15 protein-coding genes and 3 pseudogenes are annotated in these 24175 nt (G+C 69.9%); 12 read left to right on the top strand and 6 right to left on the bottom strand.

Going from position 1 to position 24175, the window contains the following annotated elements; genetic code table 11:
• The first annotated feature begins 73 nt into the window (after positions 1-73).
• Positions 74-1252, top strand: a complete 1179-nt coding sequence (locus tag OHB56_RS14125; RefSeq protein WP_406353603.1) for a GDSL-type esterase/lipase family protein — start codon at positions 74-76, stop codon at positions 1250-1252.
• Between the two features lie 97 nt (positions 1253-1349).
• Here the strand turns inward: OHB56_RS14125 and OHB56_RS14120 are convergent.
• Together OHB56_RS14120 and OHB56_RS14115 are read right to left on the bottom strand one after the other, a co-directional pair.
• Positions 1350-4489: pseudogene (locus tag OHB56_RS14120) on the bottom strand (Tn3 family transposase).
• 133 nt (positions 4490-4622) lie between these two features.
• Positions 4623-5342: pseudogene (locus OHB56_RS14115) on the bottom strand (PfkB family carbohydrate kinase); the annotation flags it as partial.
• 227 nt (positions 5343-5569) lie between these two features.
• Between OHB56_RS14115 and OHB56_RS14110 the strand changes: the two are divergent.
• The 9 genes from OHB56_RS14110 (at position 5570) to OHB56_RS14070 (ending at position 18045) form a co-directional block, all read left to right on the top strand.
• Positions 5570-6562 carry a LacI family DNA-binding transcriptional regulator gene (locus OHB56_RS14110; RefSeq protein ID WP_326756987.1) on the top strand — a complete coding sequence of 331 codons (993 nt, stop codon included), beginning with the start codon at positions 5570-5572 and terminating at the stop codon, positions 6560-6562.
• A 131-nt stretch (positions 6563-6693) separates the two neighbouring features.
• The gene (locus OHB56_RS14105; protein ID WP_406353602.1) at positions 6694-8319 is read left to right on the top strand and encodes an ABC transporter substrate-binding protein; all 1626 of its coding nucleotides are present in this window, start codon (positions 6694-6696) and stop codon (positions 8317-8319) included.
• Between the two features lie 95 nt (positions 8320-8414).
• Entirely contained in the window at positions 8415-9392 is a 978-nt protein-coding gene (locus OHB56_RS14100; protein ID WP_055595802.1) for an ABC transporter permease, read from the top strand.
• Between the two features lie 13 nt (positions 9393-9405).
• The gene (locus tag OHB56_RS14095) at positions 9406-10326 is read left to right on the top strand and encodes an ABC transporter permease (RefSeq protein WP_055627281.1); all 921 of its coding nucleotides are present in this window, start codon (positions 9406-9408) and stop codon (positions 10324-10326) included.
• Between the two features lie 3 nt (positions 10327-10329).
• Positions 10330-11283 carry an ABC transporter ATP-binding protein gene (locus tag OHB56_RS14090; RefSeq protein ID WP_406353600.1) on the top strand — a complete coding sequence of 318 codons (954 nt, stop codon included), beginning with the start codon at positions 10330-10332 and terminating at the stop codon, positions 11281-11283.
• Positions 11280-12323 (top strand): ATP-binding cassette domain-containing protein, encoded by a 1044-nt coding sequence (locus OHB56_RS14085; RefSeq protein ID WP_332427345.1) that lies wholly within the window; start codon positions 11280-11282, stop codon positions 12321-12323. Before OHB56_RS14090 ends, OHB56_RS14085 begins: the two co-directional genes overlap by 4 nt.
• Positions 12320-13864: a glycoside hydrolase family 32 protein gene (locus tag OHB56_RS14080; RefSeq protein ID WP_406353598.1), complete on the top strand. Its 1545-nt coding sequence runs from the start codon at positions 12320-12322 to the stop codon at positions 13862-13864. The genes OHB56_RS14085 and OHB56_RS14080 overlap by 4 nt, the downstream gene beginning before the upstream one ends.
• An 84-nt stretch (positions 13865-13948) precedes the next feature.
• Entirely contained in the window at positions 13949-17521 is a 3573-nt protein-coding gene (locus OHB56_RS14075) for a GH32 C-terminal domain-containing protein (protein WP_406353597.1), read from the top strand.
• Between the two features lie 221 nt (positions 17522-17742).
• Complete coding sequence (locus OHB56_RS14070; RefSeq protein WP_406353595.1) at positions 17743-18045, top strand: hypothetical protein; 303 nt, start codon at positions 17743-17745, stop codon at positions 18043-18045.
• Between the two features lie 271 nt (positions 18046-18316).
• On the opposite strand, the gene OHB56_RS14065 is transcribed toward OHB56_RS14070, so the two are convergent.
• From OHB56_RS14065 to OHB56_RS14050, 4 genes and pseudogenes are all read right to left on the bottom strand, one after another.
• Entirely contained in the window at positions 18317-19975 is a 1659-nt protein-coding gene (locus OHB56_RS14065) for an IS200/IS605 family accessory protein TnpB-related protein (protein ID WP_406353593.1), read from the bottom strand.
• Positions 19968-20543, bottom strand: coding sequence for an IS607 family transposase (locus OHB56_RS14060; RefSeq protein ID WP_406353591.1), 576 nt, complete (start codon positions 20541-20543; stop codon positions 19968-19970). Before OHB56_RS14060 ends, OHB56_RS14065 begins: the two co-directional genes overlap by 8 nt.
• Positions 20544-20949: 406 nt before the next feature.
• Positions 20950-22566 carry an MFS transporter gene (locus tag OHB56_RS14055; protein ID WP_406353589.1) on the bottom strand — a complete coding sequence of 539 codons (1617 nt, stop codon included), beginning with the start codon at positions 22564-22566 and terminating at the stop codon, positions 20950-20952.
• A gap of 140 nt (positions 22567-22706) precedes the next feature.
• Positions 22707-22862: pseudogene (locus OHB56_RS14050) on the bottom strand (DUF2252 family protein); the annotation flags it as partial.
• A gap of 122 nt (positions 22863-22984) precedes the next feature.
• On the opposite strand from OHB56_RS14050, the gene OHB56_RS14045 reads away from it, so the two are divergent.
• Complete coding sequence (locus OHB56_RS14045; RefSeq protein WP_406353587.1) at positions 22985-23242, top strand: hypothetical protein; 258 nt, start codon at positions 22985-22987, stop codon at positions 23240-23242.
• Between the two features lie 237 nt (positions 23243-23479).
• Positions 23480-23980 (top strand): MarR family winged helix-turn-helix transcriptional regulator, encoded by a 501-nt coding sequence (locus OHB56_RS14040; RefSeq protein ID WP_355886191.1) that lies wholly within the window; start codon positions 23480-23482, stop codon positions 23978-23980.
• Positions 23981-24175: the final 195 nt, after the last annotated feature.

Here is a 24175-nt window from a genome sequence, read left to right as displayed (position 1 = left end):
CCGGCCGCGTCACCCGCGACGGCTTCCCCATACCGACCCGACACCCCGCCCCAGAATCAAAAGGCTTGAGGCAATGAGCACCGAACAGAACCTGATCACCACCCCCATCACCGCCGACTTCCTGCGCGGACACCTCGACGTGGAAGAGACTGCCCACGGCCTGCTGCCGCACCGGCTGCCTGCCTGGGCGCGCCGCCAGATTCCCGACGACCGGCTGGCCGTGGCCGAGGCCCAGCCCTCCGGTGTCCGGCTGGCCTTCCGTACCAGCGCCACCACCATCGACCTGGACACCCTGCCCACCAAGCGCGTCTATTTGGGCTTCCCGCCCCCGCCGGACGGCGTCTACGACCTCCTGGTCGACGGCCGCCTCGCCGCCCAGGCCACCGTGGACGGCGGGAACCTGCGCACCATCACCGACATGCAGACCCAGACCGCGGAATTCACCCCGGGCCCCGCCGGCACCGCCCACTTCACCGACCTCCCCGCCGACGAGAAGGACATCGAGATCTGGCTCCCGCACGCGGAGATCACCGAGGTCATCGCCCTGCGCACCGACGCCCCCGTCGAGCCGGCCCCGAAGACCGGGCGCCGGGTGTGGCTGCACCACGGCAGCTCCATCAGCCACGGATCCAACGCCGCCTTCCCCAGCACCATCTGGCCCGCCCTGGCCGCCGCCGCAGGCGATGTGGAGCTGATCAACCTCGGATTCGGCGGCAGCGCACTGGTCGACCCGTTCACCGCCCGCGCGATGCGCGACACCCCCGCAGACCTGATCAGCCTCAAGCTCGGCATCAACGTCGTCAACAACGACGCCATGCGCCTGCGCGCCTTCGCCCCCGCCATCCACGGCTTCCTCGACACCATCCGCGAGGGCCACCCCACAACCCCCTTGCTCCTGGTCTCCCCTGTCCTGTGTCCGACCCACGAGAACACCCCCGGACCTCTCATGCCGGACCTCTCCAGTGGAACCCTGAAGTTCAAGGCCACCGGTGATCCGGCCGAGACCGCCGCCGGACGGCTGACGCTCACGATCGTCCGCGACGTCCTGGCCGACATCGTCAAGCAGCGGTCCGCCGAAGACCCCAACCTCCACTACCTCGACGGACTCGACCTCTACGGCGAGAGCGACCACGACGAGTTCCCCCTGCCGGACGCGATCCACCCCAGCCCCGAAGGACACCGCCGCATCGGCGAGAACTTCGCCAAGCTCGTCTTCGCAAACAACGGGCCCTTCGCCATCACGACTGGCTGACCCGGATACCCGTGGCCAGCGGGGAGAGCGTGATGGCTGGCTCCCCCGTACCGCACCACCCCGTAGGCGAACAGGACTCGGCCACACATTCCGGGGGCTACCCCTCCTCGTCACCGTCCTCGGGCGCGTCTGGATCACGGAAGGGCCGCAGTCCCTGGTCTGGGCCGCTGGCGGTGATGTTGAAGAGGTACCGGCCCAGGAAGTTGATGTGCCGGTCCTTGAGCGGGGAGAGGCGGGCGATGTCCTCGTCCTTGATGTCGTGCCCCTCGGCGCGGAGCCGAGCCACGGCGGCGTCCAAATAGCGGGTGTTCCACAGCACCACGGCGTTGAGGACCAGCCCGAGGGCGGCCAGCTGGTCCTCCTGGCCCTCGCGGTACGCCTGGCGGATCTGGCCCCGGCCGCCGTGGCAGATCGCGCGGGCGAGCCGGTGGCGGGACTCCTGGACGGTGAGCTGCCGGTTCATCAGCCGCCGGTAGGTGTCATCGACCGGGTCGACCAGAGCGAGCAGGTGCATGGTCTTGTCGATCCGCCCGTACTCGGCGAACGCCGCCCCCAACGGGGTCGGGTGCCCTTCGCGGCCGAACATCCGCAGCAGGTCGTAGGCCCGGACCTGATTGGTGATGAGCGACCCGGCGACACGGAGCATGTCCGGCCAGTGCGTGGCGATCTTCTTCAGGTTGACCTTGTTGCAGGCCACGTCCTCCAGCGGCCCGTATCCGGCGGCCGGCTCCCCGTCGTCGTCAGGCAGGTCGGCCCGCCAGAACCGCTGATCGGCCAGGTCACGGAAGCGCGGGGCGAAGCGGAAGCCGAGCATCTTGTACAGGCCGAACGCCATGTCGGAGTACGAGGCGTTGTCGGTGGCCACCATCTCCGGCTTCACGCCGCCGTCGAGGTTGAGCAGGGTGTCCAGGGTGTAGAGGCTGTCGCGCGGGGTGCCGCGTACGACCATCGCGCCGATTCCGGCGACCTGGTCGTTGACGGCGTTGAGCCAGGTCACGCCGCGTTTGTAGCCGTAGTACTTGGGCGAGGGCCCGGTGTTGATGCTCTTGACCGGGACGACGAAGCGCAGGCCGTCGACGGAGGCGAGCAGCCCGCCGCCCCACATCTGCGCCAGCTCGATCGCGGACTGGGCGCCGATCAGCGCGGCGTTCGCCGCGGCGATGGTGTCGGCGCGCACGTAGTTCTGGTCGACGTGCGAGAGGCGCGAGCGGGTCAGCGCCTTGTTGTTCGGGTCGATGACCGGGGTCAACCCGATGTTGCAGCTCTGCGAGACCAGCAGGGCGACCAGGGAGACGAGTAGACCCTCCATGCGGGTGCGCCGGTCGGAGACGTGCCCGAAGGAGTCAAGGAACCCGGTCCAGGAGTGGACCTCGAACAGCAGGTCCGGCAGGTCGATCCTGGGGAGCATGGCCTCGGTGGTGGTCTTCAGCCAGATCAGCGACTCCGGTTCGCCCACCGCGCCGAGCTTGTCCACCGACAGGCGGGCCCGGCCGCCGCCCTCGGGAACGACGATCTCCACCTTCGCATCGGCGCCGGCCTCCTCCAGGCGGTCAACCATCTGCCGCCATGCCGCATCGAGCCCGCGCGCGAGCTGGGCCAGGTGCTCGCCGGCGTCTTCCGTCAGGGACAGGCCCGCCAGCACGTCCGTGCGCATCGCCTCCCACCGCGGACCGTCCAGGAGCCGGGCGCGCGGATCGGCCCACCGGTTCGAGGGAGCCGCGAACACATCGCGCCGGTTCAGGGCACGGTGCAGCTGCTCCAGCACACACACACCACGTACGCGTCGCGGTCGACCGCGCCCTGGGGCAGCTTGGCGTTGGAGAACACCGCCCGCTTCCACATCGCGGGCACCAGGTCGGCGTCGACCTCACGGGGCAGCAGCGGCCGGTCCTTGACCCGGCGGCGCGAGAGCGCGGGCAGGCGACGCACCGCCTTCAGGATGCGCCGCCCGGCCGGGGCCGCGTTCAGCGCCTCCGACTCGCCCAGCAGGGACAGGAACGGGCGCACGGTGTTGTAGCGCAGGCCGAGTTTCTCGCGCATCGCTGCCTCGGCCGACCCGTCGTCTTCGGGCACCAGGACCTCCACCGTCGCGACGGCGCTGGCCACCGCCGTACGCGACACGGCCTCCTCCACCGCCGCCCACAGCGCCGCGACGTCCAGGTCCGCCTCGTGCTCGGCGACCAGGTCCAGCTCCTCGGTGAGGATTTTCGACGCCTTCGCCAGGATGCGGGCCGCCTTCTCCAGCTGCGGCAGCATCGCGAGGCGCTCCCGCTCCGAGGCCCGCCGCGCGGGGCTGATCAGCCGGTTCGCCATCAGCACCGCGAACAGGTCCAGCGCGTCGTCGATCGCCTGCGCCTCCAGCTGCCGCACCACCGCCGTCAGCAGCGCGGTCCGCCGCGGCTCCGGCGCCCGCTCGATGGTCTGCGCCTTGCTGAGCTGCCCGTACCGGGCCAGCGTGGACAGCCGGTTCACCGGCACTCGGGACAGGTTCACCCGGCCCAGCGCGAACGCGGAGATCTCCTCCACCCGCTCCATCGCCCGGACCATCGCGGTGCCCGTCGACTTCACCGGCGGCGTGCGCAGCCGCTCCAGCTCCGAGACCCGCTTGCCCTCCGGCACCACCAGCAGTTCCGCCAGCGCCGGCGCGAGCGCCGGATCGGCCCGATGCGCGGCACGGGCCACCGCCTCGTACAGCCGCCGCTCGGCCGCCGTGCGGGCCTCCGACACCTGCCGAGCCAGCACCGACACCCCCGGCAGCAGCACCCGGTTCTTCCGCAACCACGTCACCGCGTGGTTGAACAGCGCCACCGGCCCCTCCGCGTGCGTCCACGCCCGCCCGTACAGGAACCCGCGGAACTCCCGCCCCCACCGCCGGTCGGTGAAGTCCCGGTACCGGAACCGCTCCTGGATCTCCTCCGCATGCTCGTACGGCGTCCTGCGCCGCTCGGGATACCGCTTCACGCACGACGTGTCCTCGATGCCGAGCTGCCCGGCCAGGTACTCCACGACCTCCCACGGCACCGCCAGCGGATCATCGGCCAGAAACCGGCCGATGTAGCGGACCGTGCAGATCTGCACCGTCATGCCCAGCCGGTGCGCGTCTGTACGCCGTAGCGCGGTCAGGTCACGGTCGTCATCGTCGAGGAAGAAGAACCGCTCCAGCTCCGGGCGCGTGGGCACCTCGGTGAACGTCCCGTACGCCTCGGCCTGCTCATCAGTCAGAAACTCCACCGGCACGACTGGGACCGTAGGCAGCGTCAACGGCTGCCCAGCGGCCTTTCCGCGAACCCCAGCGGCAGCCGCATCCCGCGTGCTAGCCGACCATGATCAATCTCAGCGGCACTTTCTGTACCGCAACTACTCACACCCGGTCTAGGGAGGCAAGGGCGCCGCGCCCGCCGAAGGTGATGACGACGAGGCGCGCGCCGGCGGCATGCCAGGTGTCGCACGCCTCCTCAGGGCCGACGCCGGGCAGGAGCAGCGCGAGGTCGTCCTCGCTGAGGCGAAGGATGTCGGCGAGGGCGCACCAGCGGGGAAGCCGTTCGCGGTAGACGGAGGGCGATACGAGCAGGGGCCGGACGTTGGGGTCGATGGACACGGTGACGTGCTCGCGCGCCCTGGCGAGATTGTCCTCGATGCGGCTGCCGCCGGGCTGCTGTATCAGCGCCAGGGAGCCGGTGTGCAGGCAGGCCGCATCGTCCAGCCGGGCGCCGGCGAGTTCGTCGTCGGTCCACTGCCAGTCGGCGGCGCTGTCGGCATAGAACGTGTAGGTGGCCTGGCCGGAGTCGTCGAGGTCGGCGACGGCGAGGGTGCTGGGCTCGGGGGCGGCGGTCACGCTGCCGGTCAGGTCGACGCCGGAGGCACTGAGGCGGGCATGGAAGAGGGCGCCGAAGACGTCGTGGGAGAACCGCCCGAGGAAACGAGTCCGGGTACCGAGCCGGGCGAGGGCGACGGCGGTGTTGGCGGGGCCGCCACCGTGCAGGGCGCGCAGCGCGAGTTCATCGGAGCTGGACCGGGCGGGGTCGGTGAAAGCCTCGGCGACGCACTCGCCGAGGACGGTGACGCTGCTGGGGGCCTGGGGTCGGGCCATGGTGGTTGGTTGCCTCTCTCGGGAAGAGCGCGGGGGGCGAAGGGCACCGGGCCGGTGGCCTGATGTGGCCCATGCGCAGGTATTGACATGCCGCTCAAGACGCACGTAACTTCCCTGCAACACGGAAGTAACGCGCGTTATTAAAGCGCGAAACCGGAGGTGCTGTCTCACCGCCGGACGGCCGAAAGGGACTGGAAGTGGCCACGAACAGGACGCAGCGCGTGACCATGAGCGATGTGGCGCGCCACGCGGGTGTCTCGCGGACCACCGTCTCCTTCGTCCTCAACGACAAGCCCGGCGCCGCCATCCCCGAGGAGACCCGTCGGCGGATCCTGGAGGCGATCGACGAGCTCGGCTACCGGCCCAACGCCGGGGCGCGGGCGCTGGCCGCGAACCGCAGCGGATGGTTCGGGCTGATCACCGAGATCGTGACCGGCCCCTTCGCGACCGAGGTGATCACGGGTGCGCAGAGCCGCGCCTGGGGCGATCGGAGGTTCCTGCTGATCGCCGCGAGCGAGGGCGACCCCGCCCAGGAGGCCGCCGCGCTCGACCAGATGCTGGAACACCGGGTGGAAGGGCTCCTGTACGCCACGACCTGGCACCGGGCCGTCACGCTCCCCAAGGCCGCCCGGGAGGTGCCGACGGTGCTCGTCAACTGCTACGACGCGGAAGGTGAGCTGCCGTGCATCCTGCCCGACGAGGTGTCGGGCGGTTACAAGGCGACCCGCCGGCTCCTGGACGCCGGTCACACCCGCATCGGGTTCATCAACCTCGACCCGGCGATCCCGGCGGCCATCGGCAGGCGCGAGGGGCACGAACGTGCCCTGCGCGAGGCCGGGATCACCCCCGACCCCTCCCTCGTCGTCCCCGGCTGGGCCACCGCGGACAGCGCCTATACCGCCGCCTGCGAACTCCTTGACCGCCCGGCCGGCGACCGGCCGACCGCGCTGTTCTGCGGAAACGACCGGATGGCGATGGGCGCGTACGACGCGATCAAGGAACGTGGGCTGCGCATCCCGCACGACGTGGCCGTGGTGGGGTTCGACAACCAGGAACTCATCGCCGCCTATCTGCGGCCGAAGCTGACGACGCTCGCCCTGCCCTTCGAGGCCATGGGCACCAAGGGCATCGACATGCTCGCCGCTCTCGCAGCGGGGCAGCCGCTCGACACCCGTCAGGTGACGATCGACTGCCCGCTGCTCGAACGCTCGTCGGTCTGACCGCTAATCAGTCCGCCGAGGAATCCCATCCCGTCTTCGCCCTGTGTGTTGAAGAGAGGAAAAGAGTCTCCATTATGGCACCCTCCCGCATACCTTCACGGCGGCCCCGAGCCGTCCTGAGAGCGGTCACCGTGACCGCCGCCGCGGCCCTGGTCCTGTCCGCCTGTACGGGTGGCTCGGGCACCTCCGGCGCCGGTGACACCTCCGGCAACCAGCTGCTCACCATCCCGCGCGAGGATCTGGCGACGTTCACGCGCAACTTCAACCCGCTCTCCCCGCAGGCCGCCCCCATGACCCTGCAGGCGGTCTACGAGCCGCTGGCGGTGCACAGCATGGCGGACGCCAAGGACACGCCGTGGCTGGCCACCAAGTGGGAGCAGGCCAAGGACGGCAAGTCCCTCACCTTCACGCTGCGCGAGGGCGTCAAGTGGTCGGACGGCCAGGCGCTCACCGCCGACGACGTCGTCTACACCTTCGAGCTCCAGAAGAAGGTGCTCGGCGGCTTCGACTACCTGGACAAGGTCACCGCGGTCGATGCCCACACGGTGAAGTTCTCCTTCAACAAGGCGTTCTCGACCGCCTTCTACGAGATCAGCGGCCACTACATCCTGCCGAAGCACATCTGGTCCAAGGTGAAGGACCCGGCGAAGTTCACCAACCCGAACCCGGTCGGCACCGGCCCGTACACCAAGATCGAGAAGTTCCAGAGCCAGTCGTACGAGCTGCGCAAGAACCCCGACTACTGGCAGCCGGACAAGCAGCGGATCGCCGGTATCCAGATGCTCGCCTTCTCCGGCAACGACAGCGCCAACATCGCCTTCACCAACGGCGAGGTGGACTGGACGCAGTCGTTCATCCCGGACATCGAGAAGTCCTTCGTCGCCAAGGACAAGAAGCACAACCACTACTGGTTCCCGGCCACCGGCGCCATGATCAACTGGCAGCTGAACACCACCAAGGCGCCCTTCGACGACCCGGCGGTGCGCAAGGCCCTCAGCATGGCCGTCGACCGCGACCAGATCACCAAGGTCGCGATGAACGGCTACGCTGAACCCGCCGACTGCACGGGCCTGGCCCGCACGTACGACAAGTGGCGTGACACCTTGCTCGCCGCGTCCTGCACCTGGACGAAGTACGACACCGACGCGGCGGCCAAGGCGCTGGATGCGGCCGGCTACGAGGAGAGCGGCGGCAAGCGGAAGCTGAAGAACGGCAAGGACTTCACGCTCGACATCTCCGTCGGCTCAGCCTCCTCCGACTGGATCTCGGTCGCCAACATCATCAAGCAGAACCTCGCGAAGGTCGGCATCACCGCCACCGTGAAGACGCCCGACTGGTCGGCGGTCTCGGCGTCGTACAACACCGGCACGTTCGACACCGGCATCGTGTGGAGCAACAACGGCGCCACGCCGTACGAGTACTTCCGCGGCGTGATGTCGACCAAGATGGTGCAGCCGGTCGGCAAGCAGGCCACGGAGAACTACCACCGCTTCGGCGACAAGAAGGCCGACAAGCTCATCGACGCCTTCGCCGCCGCCACGGACGAGAGTGCGCAGCGCGAGCAGATGAACGGCCTGCAGGAGCTGTACGAAAAGGACGCGCCCGTCGTCCCGCTGTTCACCGGCCCCGAGTGGGGCGCGTACACGGACGCCCGCTTCACCGGCTGGCCCACCGAAGAGAACCCGTACGCCACCCTCGGCAACCGCAACGGCAGCACGATCCTCGTGCTCACGTCGCTGAAGCCCGTCAAGAGCTGACGCCGCCCGCGGACCGGCGGCCGCCCTCCTCCCCGGACGGCCGCCCCCGCGCACCGAGCCACACGTTCACCCCCCACCGACAGGGAGCACGACCCGTGCGTCTGATCCTGCGCAACCTGGGGTTCTATCTGCTCGCCTTCTGGGCCTCCATCACCCTGAACTTCGTTCTCCCGCGCTTCATGCCGGGCGACCCGGTCTCCCGGATGTTCGCGCAGGCCCAGGGCACCATGCAGCCCGACCAGATAGCCCAGCTGCGGAAACTCTTCGGCCTCGACAACCGCCCACTCTGGGAGCAGTACGTCTCCTACGTCAAAAGCGTCTTCACCGGCGACCTCGGCATCTCCATCACCCGCTTTCCCACCCCGGTCTCCGACGTGATCGGCTCACAGATCGGCTGGACCCTGCTCCTCGGCGGCGTCGCGCTCGTCATCGCGGCCGTGCTCGGCAACCTGCTCGGCATCGTCGCCGCCTGGCGGCGCGGCGGCGTCCTCGACTCCGCCTTCCCGCCCCTGCTGATCTTCGTCGGCTCGTTCCCGTACTTCTGGCTGGCCATGGGCGCGCTGTACCTGTTCGGGGTGAGCCTCGGCTGGTTCCCCATGCGGCACGCCTACGACGTCGGCCTGACTCCCGGCTTCAACGGCGAGTTCCTCTCGAACGTCGCCACCCACCTGGTGCTGCCGGCGCTGACCATCGTGCTGGTCTCCATCGGCGGCTGGATGCTCGGCATGCGCAACACCATGATCGCCACGACGGCCGAGGACTACATCACGATGGCCGAGGCCAAGGGCCTCAGCCCCTCGCGGATCATGTTCCGCTACGCCGCCCGCAACGCGCTGCTGCCTTCCGTCACCAACTTCGGCATGGCGCTCGGCTTCGTCATCGGCGGCGCCCTGCTCACCGAGGTCGTGTTCGCCTACCCCGGCATCGGCTACCAGCTGCTGATGGCCGTCCAGGGCCTGGACTACCCGCTGATGCAGGGCATCTTCCTGACGATCACGGCCGCGGTGCTGCTCGCGAACTTCCTCGTCGACCTCGTCTACGTCCGCCTCGACCCGCGCGTCCGCGTCCGCTGAGGAGGTTGCCGACATGACCGCCATCGACATCGCGACGGCCACCACGCCGACCATCCCCGCACGCACGTCCCGCCGCCGCGGACTGCTGCGCCAGCTCATCGACAGCAAGAAGGCGCTGGCCGGGCTGATCCTGCTCGCTCTCTTCGCGCTGCTGGCTCTGCTCGCGCCCGTCCTGGCACCGGGCGACCCGTCGCTCATCAACTCCACGGGCAGCCAGGCACCCTCGGCCGCACACTGGCTGGGTACGACCGCCAAGGGACAGGACGTGCTCGCCCTCACCCTGTGGGGTGCGCGCAGCTCCCTCTTCGTCGGCTTCACCGTGGGCCTTGTGGCGACCGGCGTCGCCATCCTCGTCGGCCTGGCGTCCGCGTACTTCGGCCGTATCGTGGACGACGCGCTGACCCTGGTCACCAACATCTTCCTGCTGCTGCCCGGCCTCCCGCTGCTCATCATCCTGGCCGCGTTCCTGCCGCCCGGGACCTCGACCGTGATCCTGGTGCTCGTCGTCACCGGCTGGGCGGGCTCGGCCCGGGTCCTGCGCGCGCAGGCCAAGTCGATCCGCGGCAAGGACTTCGTGGCCGCCGCCGTCGTCACCGGCGAGCGCCCCCTGCGGATCATGTTCCGCGAGATCCTGCCCAACATGGCGTCCGTGGTGATGACCACGCTGCTGGGCTGCGTGATCTTCGGCATCGGCGCCCAGGCCGGCCTGGAGTTCCTCGGCCTCGGCGACAGCAGCGTCGTCAGCTGGGGCACCAACCTGTACTGGGCCAGCAACGACGGCGCGCTGATGACCGGCACGTGGTGGGCCTTCGTCCCCTCCGGACTGTGCATCGCGCTCGTCGCGTTCGCGCTCGCGCTGGTCAACTACGCGGTCGACGAGATCACCAACCCCAGGCTGCGCAGCCGCCGTGCCCGGCGTGAAAGGAGGGGCTGAGCCATGGAACCCGTACTTGAGGTGAACGGCCTGCGCGTCGAATACCGCGGTGACGGACGCACCGTCGTGGGCGCCGACGACGTCTCCTTCTCCATCGGAGCCGGAGAGATCTTCGGCCTCGCCGGAGAATCCGGCTGCGGCAAGTCGACCATCGCCAACGCGGTGATGCGACTGCTGAAGCCCCCGGCGGAAATCACCGCGGGCAGCATTCGCTTCCAGGGCCGCAACGTCCTCGCCCTGGACGCACGCGAGCTGCGCGCCTTCCGGTGGCGGGAGATCGCCATGGTCTTCCAGTCGGCGATGAACTCGCTCAACCCCGTCCTGACCATCGGCGAGCAGATCGTCGACATCTTCACCACCCACGAGAAGCTGAAGAAGCGGGCCGCGCGGGAGCGGGCCGGCGAGCTGCTTCAGCTGGTCGGCATCGACCCGGGAAGGCTGAAGGCGTACCCGCACCAGCTCTCCGGCGGCATGCGCCAGCGCGTCGTCATCGCCATGGCAGTCGCACTCCACCCCCGGCTGCTGATCATGGACGAGCCGACCACCGCGCTCGACGTGGTCGTGCAGCAGGAGATCATGGCGCAGATCCGCGACCTCCAGCGGGAGCTGGGCTTCTCCATCCTCTTCATCACCCACGACATGTCCCTGATGGTCGAGCTGTCGGACCGCATGGGCGTGATGTACGGCGGACGGATCGTCGAACTCGCCGACGCCAAGGACCTGTTCGCCCATCCGCTCCACCCCTACACCGAGGCGCTGATGAACGCCTTCCCGCCGCTGACCGGCCCGCGCCAAGAACTCACCGGCCTCTTCGACGCCCCGCGCACCGCCGACAGCTGCGGCTTCCACGTCCGCTGTCCCGAGGACCGCTCGGACTGCTCCATGAACATCCCCGACCTGCGCGAGATCGCCCCCGGCCGGTGGGCGGCCCAGAGTGCCCAGGGAGCCCCGCGATGACCCAGCCCCTGCTGTCCGTACGCGGTCTGACCAAGGACTTCCAGGTCGGCACCGTCTTCTCCCGGCGCCGCGTCCGAGCCGTCAACGACGTCTCCTTCGATCTCCCGGCCGGCCGGATCACCGCCCTGGTCGGCGAGTCCGGCAGCGGCAAGTCCACCATCGCCCGCTGTCTCGCCCGCCTCGAACAGCCCTCCGCCGGACAGGTGCTGCTCGACGGCGAGGACGTCCTGCGCACCGAGCGGCGCCGGGCGTCACGGGCGTACCGCCGCAAGGTCCAGATGGTGTTCCAGGACCCCTTCGGCTCACTCAACCCCGTCCACCGCATCGAGCACTTCCTCACCCGGGCCCTCGTCCTGCACGGCCACTCCGCCACACCAGAGGCGCTGCGCGAGCTGATAAAAACGGTCGGCCTGACCGAGGACATGCTCCAGTCCTACCCGCACGAACTCTCCGGCGGCCAGCGTCAGCGCGTCTCCATCGCTCGCGCGTTGGCGGTGGAACCGCGCCTCATCCTGGCCGACGAACCGACGTCGATGCTGGACGTCTCCGTGCGCGTCGGCGTGCTCAACCTGATGCGGCGCCTGCGCGACGAGCGGAACATCGCCATGCTCTACATCACCCACGACCTGGGCTCCGCCCGCTACCTCGCCGACACCACGATGGTCATGTTCGCCGGCGAACTCGTCGAGGGCGGCGACGCACTGGCCGTCATGGACGCCCCCGCCCACCCCTACACCCGCCTGCTGCTGTCCGCCGTACCCGACCCCGAACGGGCCGGCAGCTACGACCCCGTCGAGCGCGCCAAGCTCCGCGAGGCGATCCTCAACCCCACGTCCTGCCCCTATGGCGACGACGGCACGTGCAGCCGCACCGAGCCCGTCCGCCACATCGTCGGCGAAGACGACGGACAGCCCCACTGGGTGCGCTGCCACTTGCGCGCACCCGCCTCCGACATCGCCCGCCGCGTCCTCAAGGCCACCGACCGGCCGGACAGCGAGGCCACCGACGACACCGAGAAAGCGGAGACCACCGCCGTATGACCCACGACCTCACCCTCCCCTCCGGCAGTCCCACCGCCGAGGGGCTGGCCGAGCGCGCCCTGCGCGACCCCCACCGCCCCCGCTTCCACTTCACCTCGCCCGGCGGCTGGCTCAACGACCCCAACGGGCTGAGTCACTGGAACGGCGTCTACCACCTCTTCTACCAGTACAACCCGCTCGCCGCCGCCCACCACCGCATCCACTGGGGCCACGCCACCAGTACCGACCTCGTGCACTGGGCCGATGAGCCAGTCGCCCTGGTGCCAGGCTCGGACGGCCCGGACCGCGACGGCTGTTGGTCCGGTGTCCTGGTGGACGACGGGGGGGTGCCCACGCTCGTCTACTCGGGCAGGCACGGCGAGCATGAACTCCCTTGCGTGGCCAGGGGATCGGCGGATCTGACGTACTGGACCAAGGACTCGGCCAACCCGGTCATCACCGCCCCGCCGGAGGGCGTCGACATCACGGCCTTCCGCGACCACTGCGTCTGGCGGGAGGGCTCCGGCGAGAACACGGTGTGGCGTCAGCTGGTGGGCTCGGGAATCCGGGGCGTCGGCGGAACGGCCTTCCTGTACGAATCCGACGACCTGCGCAGCTGGCGCTACGTCGGCCCCCTGCTGACCGGCGACGCCTCGCAGAACCAGGGCGAGCTCGACTGGACCGGCACGATGTGGGAGTGCGTCGACCTCTTCCGGCTCGGCGAGGACGAGGAGGCCGGCAGTACCGACGTGCTGGTCTTCTCCGCCTGGGACGGGGGCACCACCCACCACCCCCTGTACTGGACCGGCCGCTACCAGGGCGACACCTTCACCCCGACCGCCCTCCATCGCCTCGACTACGGCGGCCGCTACTTCTACGCCCCCCAGTCCACCCGTGACGAGCACGGCCGCCGCATCATGTTCGGCTGGCTCCAGGAGGGCCGGACGGACGAGGCGAACGCGCAGGCCGGCTGGTGCGGTGTGATGTCCCTGCCGAGGGTCGTCACGCTCGCCACGGACGGCGGCCTGCACCAGGCCCCGGTGCCGGAGCTGACCGAGCTGCGGCGGGAGCGCGTAGAGGTGGCTCCGGGCCGGCTGGCCGACCCGTACACCCCGCTGCCCGCCGTGCGCGGGGACCAGCTGGACATCGAGACGACGCTGCGTCTCGCCCCCGGAGCGACCGTCCGGCTCGTGCTCCGCGAGACACCGGACGGCGCGGAACGCACGGTCGTGGAGGTGAGCCGGTCGCACGACGGAACGGACGGCACCCTCCGTCTGCACCGCGAGACCAGCAGCCTCGACCCGACGGTCGACACCGAACCCCGCTACGGCGACCTGTCGTTGGGCCCCGAGGGTCGGGTCGACCTGCGCGTCCTCGTCGACCACTCCGCACTGGAGATCTTCGCCAACGGGCGACCCCTCACCGCCCGCATCTACCCCACCCGCCCGGACGAGGCAGTCGGCGTCGGTATCGGTGCCGACGGCGATGTGGCCCTGGAGCGGTTCGAAGCCTGGCAGATGGCGTCGGCCTTGACCGACGGACCCCGGCCGCTGTGGCCGTGACCGTCTTACACACGACCACGGCCCGAGGGGTGGACGTCCCCCCGGGCCGTGGCCCACCCTCCCCTGTTCTCATCAGGAGCTGCCATGAGCGTGTCCCGCCGTACCCTCCTGCTCGCCGGAGGAACCGCCGCCACCCTGCTGCCTCTCGGAGGCATCCTCCCCGCAGCACAGGCCGCCGCCCCGAGCACCACCGGAGCGGCCCCCGCCGCCACCCCGATCCCCGACCCCATCCCCGTCACCGGCACCTGGACCCGCACCTCCGACGGCGGCCAGACGGCGACCGCCGGCCGCCGCGGGCCCGCCCTCGCCCTGTCCGAGCAGCCACTCGCGGCCAAAGGCACGTACGCGGCCCGCGTCACGCCCCAATCCTCTTCCGCCGTAGGCGCGTTGGTGTTCCGGGCCGCCCTCGACGGCTCGACCGGATATGCGGTCGCCCTCGACCCCGGCCGCTCCCGCATACGGCTCTACGACCTGGCCGGCGGCGACACACTCGCCACCGCTCCACTTCCGGGCGCGCAGGCCGGAAAGCCCTACGACCTCGAAGTGGCGGTCGACGGACCCGAGCTGACGGTGCATGTCGACGGCAAGCGGCTTCTCCACACCGAGGACCACCGCCACGACACCGGCTCGGTGGGCCTGCTCGCCCAGGGCGGCAAGGTCACCTTCGGCCCGCCCTCCCTCTCCTCGGTCACCACCAACCTCACCGGCTGGACCACGAGCGGCGGCACCTGGACGGCGAGTCCACTGGGCTGGCGCGCGGCCCCAACCCAGGGAGCCACCGCCCGCGCCCTCACCACGACCAAGACGTACGACACCGCGTTCCAGGCCGACCTGCTCCTGCACGACGCTTCCGCCATCGCCTCACTGCTGGTGCGCACCGACGCCAAGGCCACGCGCGGCTACGGCGTCCAAGTCGAAGCGGACCAGGGCAGGCTGAGGCTCTACCGCATCGATGGCGACGTCACCCTCGGCACCTACGCGACCACCATCAAGGCCGACACGGTCTACCGTCTGCGCGTCGAAGCCGAACACGACGAACTGCGCGTGCACTGGCAGACCAACTTCCTCTCTCCCGACGGCTACAGCCCCGTCATCACCGCCCAGGACTCCACCCACACGAAGGGCCGACTCGCCGTCACGGCTTCGGCCGGCGAGGTGTCCTTCGAGGACATCGCCGCGGCCGACCTCGCCACCGGCCTCCAGGGCTGGACGGCCCGCTCCGGCACCTGGACCCCGGACCTGCGCGGCATCCGCGGCGAGAACGGCCTGCGCACGGCCCCCTTCGCCGACGGCGACCTGGTGGCGAGGGCCGACATCACACCCGGCGACCGCTCCTCCTCGGCCGGCCTCGTCCTGCGCGCGTCCGCGAACGGCTCCGGCGGCTACGAAGCCCGCCTGGAAGCCGGCCGCAACGCCGTCGCCCTGCTGGACCGCTCCTCCGGCACCCGCCTCGCCTCCGCCTCCGGCCCGGTCCGGCGCATCACGGCCGGAGGCACGTACCGCGTCGAGGCCCGCGCGACGGGCAGAACCATCGAGGTGTACGTGGACGGCGTACGCGCGCTCAAGACCCGCGTGTCCCGCACCAAGGGCGCCGCCTTCGGCACCGCGGCCGCGCACGGGACGTCGTACTTCCAGAACGTCGAAGTCCACAGCACCGCCGACTACTTCACCGAGCCGTACCGCCCCACGTACCACTACTCCCAGCTCACCGGATCCACCAGCGACCCCTGCGGCCTGCTGCACCACGACGGCGAGTACCACCTCTTCCACCAGGACGAGGGCCGCTGGGCGCACGCGGTCAGCACCGACCTCGTCCACTGGCAGCCCCTGCCGATCGCCCTGCCCTGGAACGCCTACGGCCACTGCTGGACCGGCTGCGCGGTCGTGGACGCCGACGACACCTCCGGTCTCTTCGAGGGCGGCTCGGGCCTGATCGCCTATTACACGAGCTACCACCCGGACAAGCCGGGCGGGAACGCCAGCGTGCGCATCGCGTACAGCAAGGACAAGGGCCGATCGTGGCAGCTGCACGGCGGCTCGAGTCCGGCCGTGCAGAACCCGGGCGGCCCAGACGCCGACTGGACCTTCCGCGACCCGAAGGTCATCCGCGACGAGGCCCACGAACAGTGGCTGATGGTCGTCTCCGGCGGCGACCACATCCGCTTCTTCACCTCCACCGACCTCCTCACCTGGACCCAGGTCAGCTCCTTCGGCTACGGCGACTGGGCCACACCCGGCGTCTGGGAGTGCCCCGACTTCTTCCCGCTCCCCGTCGACGGCGACAAGGACAAGGTGAAGTGGGTCCTCACCCTGAGCACCGGTGCCGTACGCGCCACGAACGGCTCGGCCGCCCAGTACTTCACGGGTGAGTGGAACGGCACCGGTTTCGCTCCCGACCAGAAGGCCGGCACGGTCCTGCGCGCCGACTCCGGCCGTGACTACTACGCCGCCATGTCCTTCTACGGCCTGACCGACGACCGCCGCGTCTGGCTCGGCTGGATGAGCAACTGGGACTACCCCTTCAGCGCCCCGACCGGCGGCTGGAACGGCCAGCTGAGCACCCCCCGCGAACTGACCCTCACGGACACCGCCGACGGCGTACGCCTGGCGCAGCGCCCGGTCCCGGAGCTGGTCACGCTGCGCACGTCCACCACAACCCGCAAGGACCTCGCCGTCCGCCCCGACTCCGCGAACCCGCTCGCGGGAGTCCGGGGCATCGCCTACGAGATCGAGGCCGAGATCACCCTTGGTACTGCCAGGGAGATCGGCTTCCGGCTCCGGACCGACGACGAGCAGCACACGACAGTCGGATACGACGCCGAGGCGCAGGAGCTGTTCGTGGACCGCTCGGCATCGGGCCTGAGCGACTTCACGCAGTACTTCACGGGCCGCACGACCGCGCCGATGAAGACGACCGACGGCCGCGCGACCCTGCGCGTGTACGTCGACTCGTCCTCGGTCGAGGCATTCAGCGCGGACGGACAGGCCGCCGTGACCAGCCTGATCTTCCCCGGCCCGGACGCCGACGGCATGGCTTTCTACGCCAAGGGCGGCACCGCGCACATCGAGTCGCTCAAGGTACACAGGCTCGACAGCACCTTCCGCCTGGTGGATCGGGTGAAGCCGCTGGTGGCCGCCCCGAGCGGCGGTGAATTCCGCTCGGACCTCGGCAAGTTGACGATCACCCCCGCCGGCCGCTGGTCGACGGACAGCGCGGGCCGCGCCGGAAGCTTCGACAAGGACTCCCACGCGATCTCGGCCCGCACGGCGACGGACTTGGACCTCACCACTCTGGTCCGGCTCGGCGGCCCCGCCCCGGACACGAGCGGCGCCCTCTCCCTCCTCTGGCGCGCCTCCTCCGACGGCGCCGACGCCTACTGCCTCAACATCGACCCCGACCTACGCGTGATCCGCCTGGTCGCCAAGGCCAACGGCTACTTCGACGACGGCGCCGCCCTCGCCCGCGTCCCGGCCCTGGTCCGCCACGGCACGAGCTACCCCGTCCGCATCCTCACCGAGGGCGACCGCATCCAGGTGTTCCTCAACGGCAAGCGGATCATCGACGTGACGGACACGACGTACACGAGCGGACACATCGGTTTGAACGTGTTCGGAGGGAGGGCGGCGTACCAGGACACCTACGCGAAGGAGCTGTGACCGCCGGCCAAGCCGACAAGCAACCGTGACCGCGGAGGCTCCGCCCCCGAGTATCCGGCGGGTGGAGCCTCCGCGAGCGCGAGGGTCAAAACGCTCAGGCGGAGACGGAGGCGCAAAAGCCCTGGCGGCTTGCGCCTCCTCGTCCGTCACCGACCGGGGCGAGCTACGTCAATCCAGAGCAGGACCAGCTAGGGCGGGACCACGTGGGCTGGGATTCGAACATGGACGACGTGGCCCTGTTCCGCGCCAATCGCGGGTGCTGGGTGCTGGGTGCTGGGTGCTCGGTGCTCGGTGAGCGGGCCGACCGGGAGCTTGTCGCGCTGTTGTCGGCGCAGGGCATCGTGCGCCAGGCCCACCCGGCACCCCGGAGTGGAGCCTCTGCGCGTTGGAAGTCCACTGCGCGTGGGTTCGAATCCCGTCTTTCAGCTGGCGCGATCGTCCTTTTCGTCTTCAGCGCGATCCTGTCGGGCCTCATTGAGGCCGAGTTGAGGCCGCAAGGGCAGGAACAGACTGACAAGGGCTGAGAAGCACTCACATGGATAGCCCCATCTGACCTGCGAAAACGTCAAGGATGAGCGTTGATCGGCAAGGATTGCCAAGATCCTCAAAGGACTCATAATCCGTCGGCCGTGGGTTCGAGTCCCACCCGCCCCACCAAGCACTACGCGTGCAGAAACCCTCTGGCCGGCCACCGGACGTCAGCCCCCTCCAGACGGAGGGGGTTTTCGAGTCTGTGGAGGCCCTCGGCCGGGGCCCGCGGGTTCAACCTGGGGGTGTGTTGCGCCGCTGGGTGGGTCAGGACTTGCACGGGATCACGAACCGTTCCTGATCAGTGAGCAGGAGTGAGTCCTGGACCCATTCCCGGTCACTGCGGACATCCCGAACGGTGGTGGATGTCCTGGTCGCCCGCGTACGCTCCGCGTCCGGCGACACGGATCGTGTCCGTGGTCCGGGAATGCGGGGGCGGGGTCCCTCACGCCCAGGGGCACGCCGGTCGGCCTGGATGATCCGATGCCCGTGCACATCGCTCCGGTGTGCACGGGGCGGTGTCGTCCGTCGCCGGATCGGGTGCCCTTGGGCGCGTCGCCCGATCGCGATGCTCGCCGCATCGTGCCGGGTGGTCTTGCGCTCGTTCGATGTCATGGGGCGCTGCCAGTGCTGGGCGCCCCACTTGCTGGTGTAGGCCGGGTCCACGGCGATGATCGCGATACCGGTGGCGTCGGCCATGGAGGTCAGCCGGGCGCGGAGCCTACCGGTCGGCATGCGGGAGACGAGCTGCCGGAATCGGCGCTTGCGCCCGTGCTTCTCTCTGGTTTTCTCGGCGGAGAAGTCGAGGTCTTCGACCGCGATGGCCTGGACGCCGCAGGTCTTGGCCCAGTTCAGCAGCCGCGTGAGGGCGTGTCGCACCTGGGCATCGCGGTGCTGAGCGGTACCGGACAGGTCGTAGGAGAACCGGCGCGGCCGGCCGATCGGGTTGCCGTGAGTGTCGAGGCGCCAGGCGGCGAGGTGGTCGGCGTTGGTGTCCACGCCGATCACACCCCGAGCCAGGGCCGTGGCCATGGGGACGGTCCTGGTGACCGGGTGGTGCCAGGAGGCGGTCAGGTACCAGCGTTCGCGCTGCACGTCGTAGTGGATGCGGTAGGCGACCGCGCGGTTTGCCTCCACCCGGTCGGTCCACTCCTGCCCCCGGTGCGCGAACCGCACCTTCGCCGCGAGTACGTACCGGCCGTGTTTGGCGTTGGACGACTGGGCGAGCGGGGCCGGGAGCTTGATCGATACTTCACCCTCGGGCGTGAGGCGGATCGTCTCGTTGCCGAACCTTTTCCCCGACTCGCCGTCGGCCTGGAGGAACCAGCGTGAGGCTTCCCAGCGTTCGTGCCACTCGTTCTTGGTGAGCTGCGCTTGCTCGAGGTGGTGACGGGTGCCCAGCAGATGTTTACCGCCCCGCACGACATGCACCCGACCCGCTTCCCGGTCGGCCCGAACCTTCTCGAGCCGGTCCTTGAGCACATGCAGGCGGCGTGCTTTGTGAAACCACTCGTGCGCGGAGCGGTAGCCGCCCGGAGCCCGCTTGGTGCCTTTCTGTTCGACCGGGAGCGACAGCCGGTGCCGGATCGTCGTGAGCCCGGCTTCGAGGCACTGGACGTGCGCGGCCTGGCCGCGCCGGGCGAGCGCCCACTGATCGTGCGTGGCCTTCGTGATCGCGCCGGCCCACCTGGACGACGACTGGGCGGTCAGCTCCCGTTTCCGGGCCGCCCATGTATCCGTGGAGTGCTCCAAACCGTCACGACAACGGGTCTTGAGGTCCTTCGCGGCGAGCGAGCCCAGGTGCGCACCCACCAGGCGCAGCACCTTCTCGTCCTCGGGTGCGAGGTCCTTGAGCCGGGTACGTACCGCCACACCGGACGGGCCCAGAGCGACGAACGGCGCGGAGATCGAACGGAGGTCAGCCATGTTCGGCGGCCTCCAGTGCCTTGCGGGCGCGGTTCTTCGCCGACCTGCGCCCGTACAGGCGGGCGCAGTACGAGGTCAGCACCTCCGCCATGTCGCGCACCAGGTCGTCTTCGACCTCGCCGTCCTCCAGCACCAGCAGGCGACGGTCCGTCGCGGACAGGGCGGCCTCGATGAGTTCGACGTTCATCCGGCCGAGCCGGTCCTTGTGCTCCACCACCACGCAGGTCACCTGCGGGTCGGCCAGCAAGTGCCGGGCCTTGGAGCGGCAGCCGTTCATCCCTGAAGCGATCTCCGCCTCCACGCGAACGACCCGGTGGCCGGCCCTCGCCGCCCACGCCGACAGCCGAGCGACCTGGCGTTCCAGATCGGTCTTCTGACCGTGTGAGGACACGCGGGCATACAGCCCCAGACCGCCAGTGGTCTCGGGCGTGGTGTTCGCGTCGATGTTCACCAGGATCGTGCGTGGCCCGACCCGCTGAGCCGGTACCGGCAACGTCCCCTCACGGAACCAGCGATACGCGGTCTGCGGATGCACGCCCTGTGTCTTCGCCCACTCCGTCAGATTCACGCCCTGACAACGACACTCACCCATGCATGGTTACGCTCACTCATCCGACGTCGAGAACCAGCAGGTGCAGACCCCCGCACAGGGCGTGCTTCCCGAGGGCCACGAGAGCCCGGCTGTCGTGTGCGTTTCCACACCGCCACCAGCTCCGCGTACTGCGGGTCGATCCCCTCGGACGACGTGGCCTCCCTTCACGGGCAGGCTGTGCCACACGCGGCTTCGGCCTCGGCGTGATGTCGACGGTGCACTCCGGCGCGTGCCGGCGCCTCGCGGCCACGGACGCCAGGGGTTTCGTCCGACGGCGGACCCCCCAGTTCCGAGTCGGCCTTCCGGCCCAGCTCTGTGATCTCTCGCGGGTCCGATCCGGGCCGATCCGGGCCGGGACGGCTTGGTTCCAGCCGTCCCGCGACTATGGCTCCGTCGAACGGGGCTGGGTCTTCGGGATCCGTGAGGTGAAGAACATCGCGAGGAGAGCGGTGAAGGCGAGGATGGCGAGTGCGGCGCGCAGACCGTCGATCCTGGCGTCGGTGTTCGCGTCGAGTGCCGCCTGAGCCACCTCCGTGCTCGTGCCCGCTTCGTCGAGGGCGGACTTGAGCTGGGCGTCCGACAGGAAGGGTGCGCCGCTCTGGAGTTCGACGGTCGCCTGGCTCTTGACCTCGGCCGGGATCGCCGGATTCTGGTCCACGCTGGTGAGGAAGGAAGCCGTCAGCGCGGCGATCATGAGCGACCCGGCGAGTGCCGTACCGATCGAGGCGCCGAGGTTGGTGACGGCGTTCTGGACGCCGCCGACCTCGGCGCTCTGTGCTTCGGGCACCGCGGACACGGTGACCGACCCGAGCTGGGACGCCAGCGCGCCCATGCCGAATCCGATCAGCAGGAGGGGGAGGGTGACGATTTCCGCGCCGGCGTCCGCGTCGAGCGCGGCCATCAGGACCACCGCGCCCGCGAGCAACGCGAGGACCCCGAGCCGCACCACCCGCCGAGGCGAGACGTTCGGGAAGAAGCGGGGGATCAGGACGGCGGCCGCCAGCAGCGTCAAGGAGAGCGGCAGGATGCGGGCGCCAGTCGTGAGCGCGGACAGACCCAGGGCGACCGACAGGTAGAGCGGTACGACGAAGAACACGCCCATCTGAACGAGGTACTGGAAGAAGAACATCGTCAGCCCGCCGGTGAGCTGCCTGTTGTGCAGCATGGCCGGGTCGATGAGTGGTTCCCTGCGCCGCTCCACCCTGCGGGCCTCCCAGCGGAGGAAGAGCCAGACCAGCAGCAGACCGGCCAGCATCAGCCACACGACCAGCGAAACCCCGAGCCACGAGGGCGCGTCGGGCTTCGGCTGGAACCAGCCCCATTCGTCCGAGCGGAGTACGCCGTAGACGAAGATCCCGAGCCCGAGCGAGGACAGCACGGCACCGACGAGATCGATGCGAGGGCGTTCGCCGATCGGCGCGTCAGCGACGCGGCCGGCGAGCACCAGGATGCCGAGCACTATCACGACCTCACCGGCGAAGACCCACCGCCAGGAGAAGTACGTCGTCGCGACACCTCCGATGAGCGGCCCGGCCGCGATCGCCACAGCCCCTGCGGCCGCGACGAGACCGTAGGCGGCCGGACGGCGTTCAGCGGCGAAGTTGCTCGCCACGAGCGCCACGATCGCGGGCAGGATGAGTGCCGCCCCGATTCCCTCGAGGAGCGACCAGCCGAGCAGCAGCACGGGCAGGTTCGGCGCGAGCGCCGTGGTGAGGGAGCCGCAGCCGTAGATGAGGCAGCCGATCATGAACGCGCGTTTGCGGCCGATCAGCGCCCCTACCTTGCCGCCGAGGATCATGAACATCGCCATCACGAGGGTGTAGGCCGTGATGGCGCCCTGGATACCCGTCACCGTCGTGCCCAGGTCTTCGGCCACCGTCGCGATCGAGACGTTCATGACCGAGCTGTCGAGCGCCATCAGGAACTGCCCGGCCGCGAGGGTCGGCAGGACGATGCGCGTCGTTGCCGAACTCTCGGCAGTGCCTGTTCCTGGTGCCATGCGCGCATCGTCCCAGCTGCCCCGGAGGACGACCCGTGACCCGCCATGGAGGTCAACCGGTTGGTGGACCGAGGTCGGCGGAGTCACTCCGGGCGGGAGTCGCCCTGGTGCGAGAGGGGCGGTCCCCTACGCCGCGGCAGTGCGAAGCGGATCACGGCCCCGCGGTACGAACGCACCGTGGAGCTCACGATGCGGGCGCGCTCGGCGTCGTCGACGCCGTTTGCCCGGCCCGCGATGACGAGACTCGCCGAGAGCCGCTCGACGTCCCACTCCCAGGCGGGGCCCGGCACGGCTTGTATGCGGCGCGGCCCGACCGCGGCGAGCGGCGCCGCGCAGGGGCTGCGGTCGCTTCAGCAGCGGGCCGCAGGGTGGAAGAGGATGCTGGATCCAGGGGCAACGTGTGATTGAGAGGCATCCCATGACTCGGACCAGCACACACCACAGGGAACACACGCCGTTCTTCTCCCGCCCTGGTGTCCGCCGCTTCGCACCGTTCTTTCTGATCACCGTGATCGCTCTGATCTTCATCTTCGAGAACCGCGCGAACGTCAAGATCCGCCTTCTCATTCCAGAGGTGACCATGCCGCTCTGGGGCGCCCTTCTGATCGCCTGGGGCCTCGGCATGCTCGCCTGCGTCTTCACGCTGCGCCGACGCTCCAGCCGACATACACGGTGACCGAGGTAAGGCGCCGTGCCGACCTGGAGCTGCCCACGCTTCGCCGGGGCACCGGGCGGTGGGTGCGGCGCCGGTCCCGCTGCCGGCAGCTGACCGGTCCCGCTGTCGTCCGCCCTCCTGAACCGCGCTCACCGGAAGCCGGGTCCGCTGCCCGGAGCTGCGCGGGCATGTTCCGGCTCTCCGAAGCGTTGGTATCTTCGATGGTGGACGTTTCGTATGGTTGAAGGGAGTCGGCCCATGACGCGCAGTGGCGGCAATGCCGAGCGGGACGGGGCACCACTGCGGCCACGCGAGGACTTCTTCATCGCCGAGCGTCCCGGATACCTGCTCCACAAGGCGGCGCTGCTGCTGCTCGAGGACGTGGAGAAGGCCCTGGAGACGGTCGGCATGCGCAGCAGGTACTTCTTCGTGCTGGCCTCGCTGGCCGGAGGGCCCGAGCTCTCCCAGCAGGACCTGAGCCGGCTGCTCAACCTCGACCCGACCACGGTCGTGACGGTCATCGACGAGATGGAGCGCAACCAGCACGTCGAGCGGCGGCGCAACCCCGCCGACCGGCGGCGGTACAACCTGATCCTCACCGACGCCGGCCGTGCGGCGCTGGCGGCGGTGGACAGTGTGGTCACCGAGGTCGAGACGGCGTTCTTCGGCGCGCTCGACGACGACGAGCGCGAAGTGATGCGCAGGATGCTCGACCGGATGCTGGCGGGCCGCTGGCCCGCGTCCGTCTGTTCCGACTGACCGGAACGGGTGGCACGGAGGTGAGTTGACGGCGGCGGCGCCGGTGGCGTTGGCGTTGGCGGTGGTGCGGGCGGGCCCTTGGGGGTCCGCCCGCTTTCGTTTGCCCGCCGGTCCCCTTCGTCTGCCCTCCCTCCCTTTCGTCCGCCCTCCCTCCGCCCTTCGTCTGTCCTCGTCCGTCCGCCGGTTCCCTCCGCC

It is taken from the genome of Streptomyces sp. NBC_01635 (genome assembly GCF_045209715.1).
In the GTDB taxonomy this organism is placed as follows: domain Bacteria; phylum Actinomycetota; class Actinomycetes; order Streptomycetales; family Streptomycetaceae; genus Streptomyces; species Streptomyces hirsutus.
This window is presented reverse-complemented; position numbering and strand designations above follow the sequence as displayed.